The sequence below is a fragment of the Marinomonas phaeophyticola genome, from assembly GCF_026966905.1.
Lineage (GTDB): Bacteria > Pseudomonadota > Gammaproteobacteria > Pseudomonadales > Marinomonadaceae > Marinomonas > Marinomonas phaeophyticola.
On record NZ_JAPUBN010000013.1, the window covers coordinates 426,766 to 440,655 of the forward strand.

Sequence of the window (13,890 nt, forward strand, 5' to 3'; positions counted from 1 at the left end):
ATAAGGAATGGGTGTGTTGTTTTAATATTTGTTAACTTAATGATTTAAAATTTTTTTGTGTTAGCCGTGAAATGCTAAAGGTATATAACTCAATGAATATATTAAATATTGCTTGTAAAAATGATTACCTTAAATAGAACGGCCTATACCACTTTAAATTGTTACAGTAATATTACTAAAAATGCTAAGGTTATAGAATATTAAGACTTTATACTGTCTTTTACCCACTCAATTTTGATTTTTGAAATAGGTTATATGTACGAGCTTATTCAGTTAGCAGGCGCAATAGCGCTTTTACTTTGGGCCATAAGAATGGTTCGAACAGGGTTTGAACGGGCCTATAAAAGCCGCTTAGAAAATGCAATTCGTATGATGACTAAGCGTCGGTTGCAAGCTACCACGCTTGGCGCTATTGCGGCGGCGGCTTTTCAATCCGGAACGGCGGTTGTTCTTCTAGCAGCAGGATTTGTGGCGACAGGGGCTTTAGGATTAATTCCAGCGCTCGCCTTATCCGTTGGTGCTGAGATTGGTTCTAGTTTAATGGCGATGTTATTAAGCTTCGACTTGTCCTTATTATCACCTATCTTATTATTAGTCGGTTATATCACTTTTCAAAAATCACATAAAAGAAAGCATAAATATTGGGGGCGTATTTTAATGGGGTTAGGATTGCTATTATTGGCACTCTCCCTTGTTGCTAACACAACTTCAAACATGCGTTCTGGTGAAGGCATGGTTTTCCTTACTGATATACTTGCCCATGACCCCTTCTTAACCTTATTTTTACTGGCTATTTTTACTTGGCTAGTGCATTCAAGTTTAGCCGTCATTTTAATTATTACCCATTTGGTGCTTGATGGAGCGATTGCTTTTGATACCTCAATGATTATGGTGCTAGGCGCTAATATTGGTGGTGCATTACCGGCTCTTAGTTCAGGTTGGGGCGTTGGCGCTAAAGGTCGTCTTGTTATCATTGGTAATCTTATTATTCGATCAATGGCTGTGGTTATTGGTTTACTCATTTACCTTATTAATCAAACAGGTTGGTTACCTTTGGAGTCCATTGGACTGGCCTCCCCCATGATATTTCACGTCACTATCAATATTATTAATGGGGCTATTTTTCTTTGCATGCTGTCTTTTTGGGCGGAATTTTTGAAAAAGTACATTTCCCCGAATCGATCCCTAGACGAAGCGATTCATAAACCCATGTCTTCAGTCTATCTTTCGCAAGATGATATCAACCATCCAGTGAGAGCCATGGCGAATGTCACTAACGAAACATTGCGCATTGCAGATATTGCTTATCAAATGTTAGAAAACTCTCCAAAAACCTTTAGGAACAGCAAGCATATTAATCGAGTGAAAGAACTAGACGATGATATTGATAATATACATCGAGAAGTAACGTATTATTTGTCCGCCATAAAGAATATTAAAACCGCATCGGATGATCATGCCAAATGGCAAGATGCCTTTAACTTTGTTACTAACCTCGAGCATGTGGGCGATATTATCGATGCGAGTTTAATGGTATTGGCTCGTAAAAAGCATAAAGATAATATTCGGTTTTCAGAGCAGGGAGAGAGTGAATTAAGAGCGTTGTTTCTTGAGTTACTTGAAATTTTCCGTTTAGCTCAAGCTGTGTATGTTTCTAAAAATCCTGACTTAGCGACAGAGCTCATTGATGCGAAGCACATTTATCGTAATAAATTGGCCATGTGTCGTGAACAGCATACGGGTCGAATCCGAGATCAAATACCAGATACCTTGTCATCAATCCAAATCCACATGGATATATTACGAGATTTACAACGTATTTGTTCTTTGTTAGTGGCAACAGCGTATCCGATAATAAAACGTTATAAGCAAGAAACGAATAATATATAGTGTATGCGTATGAAACTTAAAAGTAGATGGCTTTTAATATAAAAGGCTTAAAAAGCCATCGTTAAAAGAAGGGAACGCTTTCCTTTGACGATGGCTTTTATTTATGGCCTAGAAACCGATGGCTTGCAGTTTCTTTTGAATGGCATTTGCTATCCCCAGTTGATCTAGTTGAACGCGTTTTAGCATGGCGTTATGGCTGGCGTGATCTTCGTATCGATCAGGTAGCCCAAGTTGAAGCAGGTGAGTATTGATATGGTTCGCTTGTAAGAACTCACTAACAGCCGAGCCTGCGCCTCCCATGATGGCATTCTCTTCAATAGTAACAAGTAATTTTCCTTGGCCGTATTTTAAGAGTGCGGCTTCATCTATAGGTTTAACAAATCGCATATCAAGTAGCGTGGCATCGAGATTTTCTGCGGCGTATTTTGCTGTATACGTGGGGCTACCAAAACCACAGATAACAATACCACTGTCACCTTCACGCAATACACGTGCCTTTCCAATGGTAAAGGTGGTTAATTCAGTATCAATATGTACTCCAGGGCCAATACCTCTAGGGTAACGTACTGCTGCAGGTCCCGGATATTGATAGCCGGTGTGTAATAGTTGTCGACATTCGTTTTCATCTGAAGGTGTGGCCACTATCATATTTGGAATGCAGCGTAAGTAACTTAGATCATACACGCCCGCGTGTGTCGGACCGTCTTCCCCAACTAATCCAGCCCTGTCGATGGCAAATAAAACATCCAAATTTTGCAAAGCAACATCGTGTATGAGTTGATCATAAGCCCTTTGTAAGAAAGTAGAATAAATCGCAACAACAGGTTTTAAACCGTCGCAGGCCATGCCAGCGGCTAGAGTAACAGCATGCTGTTCTGCTATGGCGACATCAAAATAGCGGTCTTTAAATCGTCCCGCGAATTCAATGAGATCAGAACCTTCTTTCATGGCTGGAGTAATAGCGATTAACTTATCGTCCGCTTCTGCTGTATCACAAATCCAACGACCAAAAATATTACTGTATTTTGGTTTGTTGTCTTTTTTGACAATGTCTGTAATGGGTTCTGGCTCAATTTTATTGATGGCATGATAACCGATTGGGTCGCCTTCAGCGGGTTCGAAACCTTTTCCTTTTTTGGTGATTACGTGTAAAAACTGAGGTCCACTACGGTCTTTTAAGTTCTCAATCGTAGTGAGTAAAAGTTCAATATCGTGACCATCAATAGGACCAATGTAGTTAAAACCAAGCTCTTCAAATAAAGTGCCGGGGGCGACCATGCCTTTCATGTGTTCTTCTGCTTTACGAGCAAGTTCCAGCGCCGAAGGTAAGCCTTTTAAGACTTTGCGGCCACTTTCTCTAACTGAATCATAGGTTTTGCTCGCCCAAATTCGCGCGAAGTAATTAGAAAGAGCACCAACAGGCCTTGAAATCGACATGTCATTATCGTTTAAAATAACCAACATATCGGCTTTCACATCACCAGCGTGATTTAATGCTTCAAATGCCATCCCTGCAGACATGGCGCCATCGCCTATAATAGCAACGGCTTTACGTCCAGTATCGAGCTGTTTTGCCGCCAGTGCCATCCCTAAAGCGGCTCCAATTGAGGTGCTTGAATGACCAACACCAAAAGTATCGTAAGGGCTTTCTTCTCTTTTTGGAAAGCCTGATATTCCATGCTCTTGTCTGACGTTGAGGAGCTCTTCGCGGCGTCCCGTTAATATTTTATGAGGGTATGTTTGATGACCTACATCCCAAACCAAACGGTCTTCAGGTGTATTGAATAAATAGTGCAATACAACAGTTAGTTCTGCAACGCCAAGTCCAGCACCAAAATGACCGCCTGTTTGCCCAACGCTGTATAAAAGAAACGCCCTTAATTCATTTACTAGTGTAGGTAATTGCTCTTTTGCGAGTTGTCGTAAATCACTTGGCTCATTGATATCGTCAAGTAAAGGTGTAGTAGGTCGTTCCGTTGGAATGGTTTCGAACATTGTCACGAATGAATCATCATCTAGTTTAAAAATAAGCTCGTTAGTATATCAGTGGTTGCGGTGAATAATATAGTTAGCAAGCTCAACTAATGATTTTCCTTTTTCTGCAAAAGGACGTATTTGTTCGCTTGCTTGCTGATGCAGGTCGATAACCAGTTGCTTTGATGCCTCTAAACCTAATAGTTTAGGGTAGGTCGGTTTGTTGGCATCTTCATCTGAAAACTGATTTTTGCCTAATGTTTGAGTATCACTGGTGATGTCTAAAATATCATCTTGAACTTGAAATGCTAACCCTATTGCGTGGGCATAGCCATCCAATGCGTCTAAGGCTTTTGGGTCCTGACATTGGGCACTAATTGCTCCCATTTTAATGGCGGCTTTAATCAAGGCCCCCGTTTTATGTTGATGCATTAATTCCAATGTTTGTCTGTCAATGGTTTGGTTAACGGAAGTTAGATCAATCATTTGACCTGTTACCATCCCGTGTCGACCAGAAGCCTTTGCTAAGGTCTGTACTAGTTGGATCTGTGTAGCGGCTGATTCTAATGAGGCATCACTAAGCATTTCAAATGCGAAGGTCTGTAATGCATCTCCGGCTAAGATAGCAGTCGCTTCATCAAACTTTATATGGCAAGTGGGTTGACCACGGCGTAGGTCATCATCATCCATAGCAGGCAAATCATCGTGTACAAGAGAGTAGGCATGAATTGCTTCAACGGCAGCGGCACTGGCATCAGTTAGTGGTGTGATAGGACCAAATAGTTGAGCGCTGGCATACACTAACATAGGGCGTACTCTTTTCCCTCCGTTGAAAAGGCTATAAAGCATAGCCGTATGTAATGAGTTGGCGGCTTGATATGTTGATAGAGACGTTTTCAAGTAAGAATCAACACGTTCACTGGAAAGGGTTCTAAGTTGTTGAAGGTTCACTGATTGGTTTCCGGGTCAAAAGTTTGTAAATGTTCACCATCTTGATTTTCTAATAAAATCTGTACCTTCTGTTCTGCTTGGGTTAAAACAGACTGGCAATCATTACTTAGTTTGATACCTTTTTCGAAGGCTTTAAGTGCATCTTCAAGTGATAACTGATTGGATTCTAGTTGTTTTACCAAAGAATCCAGTTCGGATAACTTATCTTCAAAGTGTTTTACGTTGGCTTTGCGTGTCATGGTCGTCTCTTTTAAAAAAAACTATACGTTTGTAACAGAAAAATACATATTCTTCGAGTAAGATCTACTGTACCGTAAAAAAAACTCTATCAAAATATGACCAAAGCCCCGCTTTAGTTTAAAATTCAATGTAGTTCGGCATTCGGAAGCTTTTATTAGGAGTATGTTGTGGATATCGCAACGCTATTAGGTTTAATTGGTGCATTTGCTATCGTTATGATGGCTATTTTGCTTGGCGGTTCGGCTGGAATGTTCTTAGATCCAGCTTCAGTCCTTATCGTTTTGGTCGGTTCTACTTTTGTTGTATTAATGCAATATCCTTTGAGCCAATTTCTTGGCGCTGGGAAAGTTGTCGCAAAAGCATTTATGTTTAAAAGTGTACCTGTTGATGCTTTGATTGATGAAATTTATGACCTAGCCGATGAAGCTCGTAAAGGCGGTTTACTTTCTTTAGAAGGAAAAGAGGTTAGTCATCCTTTTTTATCGAAAGGCATTCAAATGCTGGTAGATGGACATGATGCTAATGTCGTTAAAACTCAGCTCTCCAAAGACATGAAAATGTCGTTTACTCGTCATGATGAAGGCGCGAAAATATTCAAATCTTTAGGTGATACTGGTCCTGCTATGGGGATGATAGGTACCTTGGTTGGTTTGGTGCAAATGCTTGCAAATATGGATGACCCTAAATCGATTGGTCCAGCTATGGCGGTCGCTCTTTTAACGACGTTATATGGCGCTATGTTGGCGAATATGGTGTGTTTGCCTTTACAAGCGAAATTGGAAAACCGCGGAAATGAAGAATTAAAGGCTCAATCATTAATTCTTGACGCTTTGCTTGCTATCCAAGCGGGTCAAAATCCGCGAGTAATTGATGGTATGTTGAAAACGTATATTCCAGAGAAAAAACGACTGGAAAGAGAGTGATCGTTCGATTAATGAATATTTCAATAGAAACGTTTTAGTGGAAGTTAATGGATGAGTGACGAAGAAGAAGCGGATTGCCCCGAATGTATTGAGGGATTGCCAGCGTATATGGGTACATTTGCAGACTTAATGTCTCTGCTTATGTGCTTTTTCGTATTGCTTTTGTCGTTTGCAGAAATGGATGTTTTGAAATTTAAACAGTTAGCCGGTTCTATGCGAGCGGCGTTTGGTGTACAAAAGCAAATTGAGGCAGAGTCCATCCCTATGGGAACGTCGATTATTGCTCAAGAATTTAGTCCTGGTCGGCCGGAGCCGACACCGATAAATGAAGTTCGCCAAAAAGCGGATGATACTCCTGATAATACGTTAGAAGTTCAATGTAAACCTGAAAGCGCTACTTTAAATGAGCAAGAAGGCGTCGGGGCGGAGGGAGAAAGTACCTTAGTAGAGAAGTCCCAAGCGGATTTAAAACGCGAAGAAGAGGTAAAGCAGACAGAAGCGGATGCTCAACAAGTTGCGTCTGTATTGAGAGAGGAAATCTCGAAAGGCACGGTTGAAGTGGAGACTCAAGAGCGTACGATAACCATTCGTTTGAAAGAGAAAGGTTCTTTTAGGTCTGGTTCTGCTGAATTGAATTATGACTTCATTCCAGTTATTGATATGGTTCGAGATGTTTTAATTGGCGTTAAAGGTACCATTGCGGTCGAAGGTCATACGGATAATATTCCAATAGACAGTCGTCGTTTTAGCTCAAATTGGCAGCTGTCATCTGCTAGGGCTATTTCAGTTGCTGAAGAATTATTTTCATCCGGTTTATTAGTTGAAAGCCGCTTTGCCGTAACTGGATATGCGGATGCAAGGCCGCTAGTACCAAATGACTCTCCTCAAAATAGGGCAACGAATCGCCGTGTAGAAATCATAATCAAGCAGAATGATTTGGCTAAAGCGAATGTTGCAAATAAAGTATTTGGTCTTGATTCCGTTTCTCCACCAGGGAATGTGGACGATGACGAGGTTTTTGTTCCGCCTCCAGTCTTTGAGTTATCACCAAATGAAGTCTTTTAAGGCACGTTAATTAATCGTCTTCTGATATGCTCAGTAGGCATGATTTTTATGAATGGTAATAAGGTATGGCCTTATTCTTAAGAAGCGAAAGGTAGAATAAATGCGAGTTGCTATTATTGGTGCTTCAGGGCGCATGGGAAGAACGTTAATTACAGCGGTATCTGAATCCGAAAATTGCACATTAGGTGCGGCTATTGAAAAAGAGGGGAGTAGTTTAATCGGTGCGGATGCTGGAGAAATGGCTGGAATTGGTAAGTTAGGTGTTACGATTGTAGACTCGCTTGCGGCTTGTATTGGTGATTTTGACGTGCTGATAGATTTTACTATGCCTCAACTTACATTAAAAAATGCTGAACTTTGTGCAGCGCATCAAAAAACCATGGTTGTGGGCACAACAGGGCTTACAGATGATGAAAAAGCCGTGTTATATGGTTTTGCAAAACAAACACCTATTATGTTTTCTGCCAATATGAGTGTAGGCGTTAACTTAACCCTAAAATTGCTAGCTACGGCCGCTTCTATTTTAGGCGATGATTATGATGTTGAAGTAATAGAAGCACATCATAGACACAAAGTTGATTCTCCTTCTGGTACCGCTCTTGCTATGGGTGAAGTACTTGCTAAAGCACTCAATAGAGATTTAAAAGAGTGTGCCGTATACGGTCGTGAAGGTCAGACAGGTGCACGTACACGTAAAGAGATCGGTTTTGAAACCATCCGAGCTGGTGATGTTGTTGGTGAACACAGTGTTTGGTTTGCGACAGAAGGTGAGCGAATTGAAATTGCGCATAAAGCCAGTAGTCGTATGACTTTTGCTAAAGGGGCGTTAAGAGCCGCCTATTGGCTTGCGGATAAAGAGGCTGGTCTATATGACATGCAAGATGTGCTAGGCCTTAAATAAAAAAACGCTTGCATTGTTGTTAGTAAAAAGGGCTATCACACTCTTATTATTTAGGAGGTGATGGCCCTTTTTGTATTGTTGCTATGGTTATTGTTTAACGGTCCGTTTATTTAAAGGTACGCTGACGTACTTTTTCTAAACGTTTCAAAATATTATCTAGTCTGTCTGGTTTAACCATAAATTCTTGAAAGCCTTTCATGCCTTCTTTTGCCATATTCGGATGGGTATCTCTATCATAAAATTGAGCGGTACCATCGGCTTTTCCTAGTACTTCGACACCTTTGTTTAAGAAGTAATTGTCTACTGCAGAAGCCTCTTTATGGGTTGGTATTTGCAATAGTGCTTTATTTACTAGGGTTTGATTATCAGGTCTGGCCATAAATTTTAAAAATTTACGAGCATCTTTTTTATTCGCTGCTTTTGCAGGAATGTGAATGGTGTCAGTCGGTGCATCTTCCGCAATAGGAACGTTTGGATCTATGACAGGGAATTGAAAGAATCCCATTTTGCCATCCAATTCTTTTGGAAAGTTAGGAGCAATATAATTACCTATTAAATACATAGCTGCACTGCCGTTGTATAAGAAAGGCTGAGCTTCTTGCCAAGAATAAGAGGAGTGATTTTCAAGGAAGTAGCCAGGGTCAACCAACTCTCTCCAATGTTTGAAGACATTTTTTACTCTCTCATCGGTATAAGAAGCACGTCCTTCCATTAAGTCCATATGAAACTCAAGACCGTTTAGACGAAGGTTGATGTAGTCAAACCATGCGGCTGCAGGCCATAAATATTTTGTTCCAATAGCGATCGGAGCAATATCGTTTTTCTTTAATGTAGCGCTGGCATCTAATAGCTCTTGCCATGTTGTCGGTTCAGCTAAACCAAACTTATCAAAGAGGTCTTTGCGATAGTAAACACCCACTTGATAATAGGTATAAGGGATACCCCATTGTTTATCATTAATGGTCATCGAAGAGGTGGTGGAGGGCATAGATTCTTTAAGGTTTAAGTCACTCCATATATCGCTAACATCATCGAAAAGGTTGCGATCAACAAAGGTTTTCATCCTATTACCCGCATACCAAAATACAACATCTGGTGGTGATGTAGATAACCAGTTACGAATAGCGGTTTTATATCCTTCTTTATCATAGAGGTTATATTTGACATCAATCTCTGGGTTTTCTGATTTGAATTTAGAGATGATTTGTTCAAAAGCGGCTTTTGGTGCTGGATCTGCCTGATCTGAGTTGATTACTAGAGTGTCTGCATGCACTGTTGCTATCGATGTAGCCAGCAAAAGTGGCGCAAGTAAGGATTGGATTTTTTTCATTGATTGTATCCTCTTTTTGTTTTTATTTAATGGAACATGGATTGTTGTATTTAAAGACGAATTTTTATTAAATTGTCTCTATTTTAGAATTCGGATATTCGATGTTATGGAAAAAGAGCAAAGAGCGTTGAATGTTTTTGTTCCAATAATCCCAACTGTGTTCTCCAGGAAGTCGATCAAATTGATGGGGAATATTTAGACGCGTTAATTCAGAGCTGAACTTAATATTGTCATCAAATAATAGGTCATCTTCGCCGCAGTCGAGCCTTAGTGGTGGCAGTTGCGATGCATTTTTCTGTATCCAATATAAAATGTCGGCGTCTTCTTCTTTCTCGCATGTGTATTCCGTTAATGGGGTATCAGTAAACAGAGGCAATTGTGACAGATGGGTAATTGAGGAGTGTCCAGCAATACCGCATATATTTGTCGCATATTTTGCCCCTAAACGTAATGCACCATAGCCTCCCATTGACAATCCCGTTAAATAAACTCGACTGTTTGGGCTTGCGCCAGTAACGGTATTAATGACACCATTAAGCACATCTTCCATGATCCACTTCTCGTAATTACCATGAGAACGAGTGGGTAAGTAAGCTGAACCATCTTGAAAACCACCATCAGATGGCATTACTAAAATGAATTCACCTAGGTTATGGCTTTGTTTTAACTTCTCGTAGACCTGATGAACACCCCCAAGATGCATCCATACCCAATGGTTACCATATACTCCATGTAAAAGAATGATGATAGGAACATCACTGTCTTTTGAGTCAACGTTATAAATAGAGACATCTTGACGTCGTTTAAGATGAGAGGAATGAATGGTGATGATTTGAGTATTGCGGGCCGTATAACATGAGTTTGAGACCTCTAACCGTTTGATTGTCATATCACGATTCCATCTTTGTATTTAGTGTTCTAAGACGTGTATTAATCAAAGAGCACCACACCTTTAGCAATGCTTCCATTTAGTAAATCATCAAAGGCTTGTGTGACCGTCTCTAATGAATAGGTTTTACTAACAAGCTCATCGAGCTTGAGAGAGCCATTCTTATAAAGTGAAAGAATTCTCGGGAAATCTCTATCTGGGCTACACATACCGTATAAAGGATTGATATAGGTTTTATCCCACTCAAATAGTTCACAGTCAAAATCGATACGCTGTTCAATGCCACTAACCTGTATCGCGACACCGGCATTACGAATGAGGGCTAATGGAGCTGATCCGAGAGCCGGAATAGCGGTACACTCAAAGGCGTAGTCACTGCCTCGGCCATCTGTTAATGCCTTTACTTGTAGAGCGACATGTTTAAAATCAAGGTCTGATTTTTGCGCAATAATTCCGTGCGTGGCACCAAAATCAATTGCTTGCTGTAGTCGTTCTTCATTAATATCAATCGCAATGATTTGCGCGGCCCCTGATAATTTTGCCGCCTGGATTACGTTGAGTCCAACACCTCCGCAACCAATAACACATGCGGAGCTGCCTGCTTGAAGGTGAGCTGCATTCACAACAGAGCCCCACCCTGTCATGACACCGCAACCTATAATAGCAGCGGTCGCAAAGGGGATATCTTTCTCTATTTTGACAACGGCAGCCTCTTTAACTACTGTTAATTCGCTCATAGTGCCAAGATGAAATGATCTTTCTAATGGATTGTTTTTGAATTGGCATGCTTCAGCATGAGCGTGCCCCATAAGCCCACAACCACATACAGGTGAGTTCTGTTCGCATATATGCTGGTTGCCCTCTCTGCATTGAAAGCAGTTTCCGCAAGGGATAGCCCAGTTTAAAATTACATGGTCACCGACAGATACCTTGCTAACTTTATCTCCTATTGCGGTAACGATACCGGCGCCTTCGTGGCCGATGATGAAGTCTTTATTCCAATTTTGAATAGAGTCCCAATCCGTATGACAAATGCCACAAGCTTTAATTTGTATTTGTACTTCGTCAGTTAAAGGAAGGCCAACTTCAACTGTTGAAATTTTGAAATCCCCTTTCCCATCTGAGACGATTGCTTGTGCGCTAGTCATAAACGCTCCTTAATTAATCATGGATGACAAAGTCATTTGTTAAGTTGATTAAAGCATGTAAAGAATAGGGGGTTCTGCCAAATTGTTGTCTGGTAATAACATGAATTTGTGGTTTTTATGGTTTTCTAAGGGATGTGTTAAAAGTATGAGATTATGATATTTTGTAAATTCATTTATCCTAAAGGGCAATAATAATGATAAAAACACAAACTTACTGTGAGCCTTTTTGCATCCAAGAGGGGTTTCAGTTTGAAGTCCACAGCATTTCCTACAAAGCTCGTGAAAGCTATTCTTGCTTTATGCACTTTCATGAAGTTCATGAGTTTATTATTTTTGATGAGATAGACGGCTCTTACTTCTATTCTCAAGGGGAATCTCAATTAAAAGACAATGATATTGTCTTTACGCCAGCCTTAGAAACTCATGACTTTGAACTCAGTAATAAGAAAAAATCTTGGACTATTATTCAGTTTTTACCTGAGTTTTTAGCCGAAAACAACCTTATGAAAGAAGCGTCATTTTTACAGTTTGGGATTCATTTACGGCTTAATAAGGAACAATTGGCAAATGTTCAGACGCAGGTAAAATGGTTGAAAGATAGCTATAGCATTGATCCTCACAGTGTTATGAGTCTAACTTTATTGAAATTGTTGATTCTCTGGGTTGTAGAGCATGCCAAGCCGGTCAGTCATCTCCATGCTCAGCCGATCACAACAAGTAAAGGTTATGAGAGATTAGCGCCAGTAATCGATTTGTTTCGGCATAATACCTATGTTGAACTGTCTTTAGTGGAAGCGGCGGAGCTTTGCCATATATCAACGTCTTATTTTTCCCGTTTATTTAAGAGTATTTTTCGTTTTAATTTTTCTGAGTATACCGTGCGGCATAAGCTCTATAGTGCTGCCAGAATGTTAACTCAAACGAATAAATCGATAACTGAAATTAGTTATGAATTAGAGTTTTCAAATCCATCTCACTTTATCTCTTTATTTAAAAAGCAATTTAATATTACCCCCAAGCAATATCGAAATGAATTACTTGGACGTTCTGTAAGAGAAAGTTGATAGTGCAAATATATGATATTTTTGACAAGATGTTCAGTGTTTATCTCTCGTGATTACTCGTATTCTAATAATATGTTGATGACTTTTAGAGGAGTTGAGAATGGACTATTTTGATCAAGTTCTGAATGTGTCAGAAGAATCTATTAATTATTATCGTAAAAATGGGCATGTGCGTATTGATAATGTCTGTGAAGCGAGTGAAATTGAATTCAGTCGCCATGCGATTAACTCTGCCGTCCAAGATAGAAAAAGCCAACTTGCATTGAAACCATTGGAGGAAAGAGACACGTATGGCAAGGCGTTTTTGCAGATAATGAATTTATGGCCTGATTACCCTGATGTGGCGAAGTTTGTTATGGCAAAACGCTTTGCTAGTGTCGCGGCCAAGTTATTGGGGGTGAGTAAGGTTCGTATTTATCACGATCAAGCATTGTATAAAGAGCCTTATGGAGGATTGACTCCTTGGCATCAAGATCAATATTACTGGCCCCTAGAGACGGATCAAATTCTCACTATGTGGATGCCATTAATTGATGTAACGGAAACTATGGGGACGCTTAACTTTGCTAGTGGAACCGGTAATGTTGGTTATTTAGGCGATATTCCGATTTCAGATGAATCAGAAAAAATGCTCAGTGACATGTGCCAAAAACAAGGCTTTGAGATAGTAAATCATGGTGGTATGAACGCGGGAGATGCTACTTTTCACTCTGGCTGGTGCTTGCATGGGGCAAAAGAGAATCAATCAAACGTGATGCGGGAAGCCATGACCGTTATCTGGTATGCAGATGAAACCAAAATAATCACAGACCCAGATCCACAAGAACGTTGGAACAAGGGGCGTAGAGATGATATGACTCGTTGGTTGCCGGATAGACAACCAGGGCAAATGGCAGACGGAAAATTAAATCCTTTAATTGATCCTTTTAGCTGATTGCTAGCTCAAAGATATTCATCGGTTAATAGACGTTGTTTACACATTATCTAAAGGGTGTTTTTGGAGCTTTCTTTGGAGTGTTCTTCGGTGCATTCCTAAAGCCCTTGCCGTCGCTGAAATGTTACCATCATTTTCTGACATCACTCTTTGGATATGCTCCCACTCGACTCTGTCTACAGATAAGGGTTTTTCGGCGATTTCTACCGTCGCCACTTTGCTTCCTGTTAAGGCGGCAAAAATATCATCTCCAGAGGCGGGTTTACAAAGGTAATCTTGAGCCCCTCTTTTTATCGCCTCAACTGTACTAGGGATACTGGCGTAACCAGTGAGTACAACTACTTTTAAATTCGGTTGCACGGCAAGAATTTGCTCTAATATGGTTAATCCTGATTCTTTTTCTAATTTTAGATCAAGAGTAGCAAAATCCTGCTCTGTTTCTTGTAGCCGTTTAATGGCCTCTTTGCCATTTGTTGCGGTAGTGACACTTAATCCTCTTCTTTCCATCGCCCTTTTTAGGGTGGAAATTAACACAGCATCGTCGTCAATAATTAATAATTTTTGTGTCATATTTATATCGG

The 13,890-nt window shown here is 40.3% G+C and carries 13 protein-coding genes; 6 read left to right on the forward strand and 7 right to left on the reverse strand.

What is annotated here, in order from left to right; genetic code table 11:
* Positions 1 to 255 precede the first annotated feature (255 nt).
* Complete coding sequence (locus O1D97_RS08170; RefSeq protein ID WP_269124554.1) at positions 256 to 1,890, forward strand: Na/Pi cotransporter family protein; 1,635 nt, start codon at positions 256 to 258, stop codon at positions 1,888 to 1,890.
* 108 nt (positions 1,891 to 1,998) lie between these two features.
* Here O1D97_RS08170 and dxs read toward each other — a convergent pair whose 3' ends face one another.
* The 3 genes from dxs to O1D97_RS08185 are packed head-to-tail and all read right to left on the reverse strand — an operon-like array spanning position 1,999 to position 5,054.
* On the reverse strand, positions 1,999 to 3,885 hold the full coding sequence (gene dxs, locus O1D97_RS08175; protein ID WP_269124822.1) for a 1-deoxy-D-xylulose-5-phosphate synthase: 1,887 nt from the start codon (positions 3,883 to 3,885) through the stop codon (positions 1,999 to 2,001).
* 48 nt (positions 3,886 to 3,933) lie between these two features.
* On the reverse strand, positions 3,934 to 4,815 hold the full coding sequence (gene ispA, locus O1D97_RS08180) for a (2E,6E)-farnesyl diphosphate synthase (protein WP_269124556.1): 882 nt from the start codon (positions 4,813 to 4,815) through the stop codon (positions 3,934 to 3,936).
* Positions 4,812 to 5,054 carry an exodeoxyribonuclease VII small subunit gene (locus tag O1D97_RS08185; RefSeq protein ID WP_269124558.1) on the reverse strand — a complete coding sequence of 81 codons (243 nt, stop codon included), beginning with the start codon at positions 5,052 to 5,054 and terminating at the stop codon, positions 4,812 to 4,814. The genes ispA and O1D97_RS08185 overlap by 4 nt, the downstream gene beginning before the upstream one ends.
* Positions 5,055 to 5,222: 168 nt before the next feature.
* Between O1D97_RS08185 and pomA the strand changes: the two genes are divergently transcribed.
* The 3 genes from pomA to dapB all read left to right on the forward strand — a co-directional run bounded on the left by pomA (position 5,223) and on the right by dapB (position 7,944).
* Positions 5,223 to 5,978 carry a flagellar motor protein PomA gene (gene pomA, locus O1D97_RS08190; protein WP_269124560.1) on the forward strand — a complete coding sequence of 252 codons (756 nt, stop codon included), beginning with the start codon at positions 5,223 to 5,225 and terminating at the stop codon, positions 5,976 to 5,978.
* A gap of 51 nt (positions 5,979 to 6,029) precedes the next feature.
* A complete protein-coding gene (locus tag O1D97_RS08195; RefSeq protein WP_269124562.1) occupies positions 6,030 to 7,043 on the forward strand; it encodes a flagellar motor protein MotB in 1,014 nt (337 codons plus the stop codon).
* 100 nt (positions 7,044 to 7,143) lie between these two features.
* On the forward strand, positions 7,144 to 7,944 hold the full coding sequence (dapB, locus tag O1D97_RS08200; protein WP_269124564.1) for a 4-hydroxy-tetrahydrodipicolinate reductase: 801 nt from the start codon (positions 7,144 to 7,146) through the stop codon (positions 7,942 to 7,944).
* A 106-nt stretch (positions 7,945 to 8,050) separates the two neighbouring features.
* Here the strand turns inward: dapB and O1D97_RS08205 are convergent, their stop codons facing one another.
* The 3 genes from O1D97_RS08205 to O1D97_RS08215 form a co-directional block, all read right to left on the reverse strand.
* Positions 8,051 to 9,274, reverse strand: coding sequence for an ABC transporter substrate-binding protein (locus O1D97_RS08205; protein ID WP_269124566.1), 1,224 nt, complete (start codon positions 9,272 to 9,274; stop codon positions 8,051 to 8,053).
* Positions 9,275 to 9,341: 67 nt separating this feature from the next.
* Complete coding sequence (locus tag O1D97_RS08210; RefSeq protein WP_269124568.1) at positions 9,342 to 10,163, reverse strand: alpha/beta hydrolase; 822 nt, start codon at positions 10,161 to 10,163, stop codon at positions 9,342 to 9,344.
* A gap of 41 nt (positions 10,164 to 10,204) precedes the next feature.
* A complete protein-coding gene (locus O1D97_RS08215) occupies positions 10,205 to 11,311 on the reverse strand; it encodes a Zn-dependent alcohol dehydrogenase (protein ID WP_269124570.1) in 1,107 nt (368 codons plus the stop codon).
* A gap of 194 nt (positions 11,312 to 11,505) precedes the next feature.
* Here O1D97_RS08215 and O1D97_RS08220 point away from each other — a divergent pair, with 194 nt between their 5' ends.
* Positions 11,506 to 12,375 carry a helix-turn-helix transcriptional regulator gene (locus O1D97_RS08220; protein WP_269124572.1) on the forward strand — a complete coding sequence of 290 codons (870 nt, stop codon included), beginning with the start codon at positions 11,506 to 11,508 and terminating at the stop codon, positions 12,373 to 12,375.
* 100 nt (positions 12,376 to 12,475) lie between these two features.
* On the forward strand, positions 12,476 to 13,309 hold the full coding sequence (locus O1D97_RS08225; protein WP_269124574.1) for a phytanoyl-CoA dioxygenase family protein: 834 nt from the start codon (positions 12,476 to 12,478) through the stop codon (positions 13,307 to 13,309).
* Between the two features lie 39 nt (positions 13,310 to 13,348).
* Here the strand turns inward: O1D97_RS08225 and O1D97_RS08230 are convergent, their stop codons facing one another.
* Positions 13,349 to 13,879 carry a response regulator transcription factor gene (locus O1D97_RS08230; RefSeq protein ID WP_269124576.1) on the reverse strand — a complete coding sequence of 177 codons (531 nt, stop codon included), beginning with the start codon at positions 13,877 to 13,879 and terminating at the stop codon, positions 13,349 to 13,351.
* Positions 13,880 to 13,890: the final 11 nt, after the last annotated feature.

Coding starts and splice junctions, on each gene's coding strand:
- O1D97_RS08185 (WP_269124558.1), bottom strand. CDS start 5,054: ATGACACGCAAAGCCAACGTAAAACACTTTGAAGATAAGTTATCCGAA.
- O1D97_RS08225 (WP_269124574.1), top strand. CDS start 12,476: ATGGACTATTTTGATCAAGTTCTGAATGTGTCAGAAGAATCTATTAAT.
- dxs (WP_269124822.1), bottom strand. CDS start 3,885: ATGTTCGAAACCATTCCAACGGAACGACCTACTACACCTTTACTTGAC.
- O1D97_RS08210 (WP_269124568.1), bottom strand. CDS start 10,163: ATGACAATCAAACGGTTAGAGGTCTCAAACTCATGTTATACGGCCCGC.
- O1D97_RS08220 (WP_269124572.1), top strand. CDS start 11,506: ATGATAAAAACACAAACTTACTGTGAGCCTTTTTGCATCCAAGAGGGG.
- O1D97_RS08215 (WP_269124570.1), bottom strand. CDS start 11,311: ATGACTAGCGCACAAGCAATCGTCTCAGATGGGAAAGGGGATTTCAAA.
- O1D97_RS08205 (WP_269124566.1), bottom strand. CDS start 9,274: ATGAAAAAAATCCAATCCTTACTTGCGCCACTTTTGCTGGCTACATCG.
- O1D97_RS08170 (WP_269124554.1), top strand. CDS start 256: ATGTACGAGCTTATTCAGTTAGCAGGCGCAATAGCGCTTTTACTTTGG.
- O1D97_RS08230 (WP_269124576.1), bottom strand. CDS start 13,879: ATGACACAAAAATTATTAATTATTGACGACGATGCTGTGTTAATTTCC.
- O1D97_RS08195 (WP_269124562.1), top strand. CDS start 6,030: ATGAGTGACGAAGAAGAAGCGGATTGCCCCGAATGTATTGAGGGATTG.
- dapB (WP_269124564.1), top strand. CDS start 7,144: ATGCGAGTTGCTATTATTGGTGCTTCAGGGCGCATGGGAAGAACGTTA.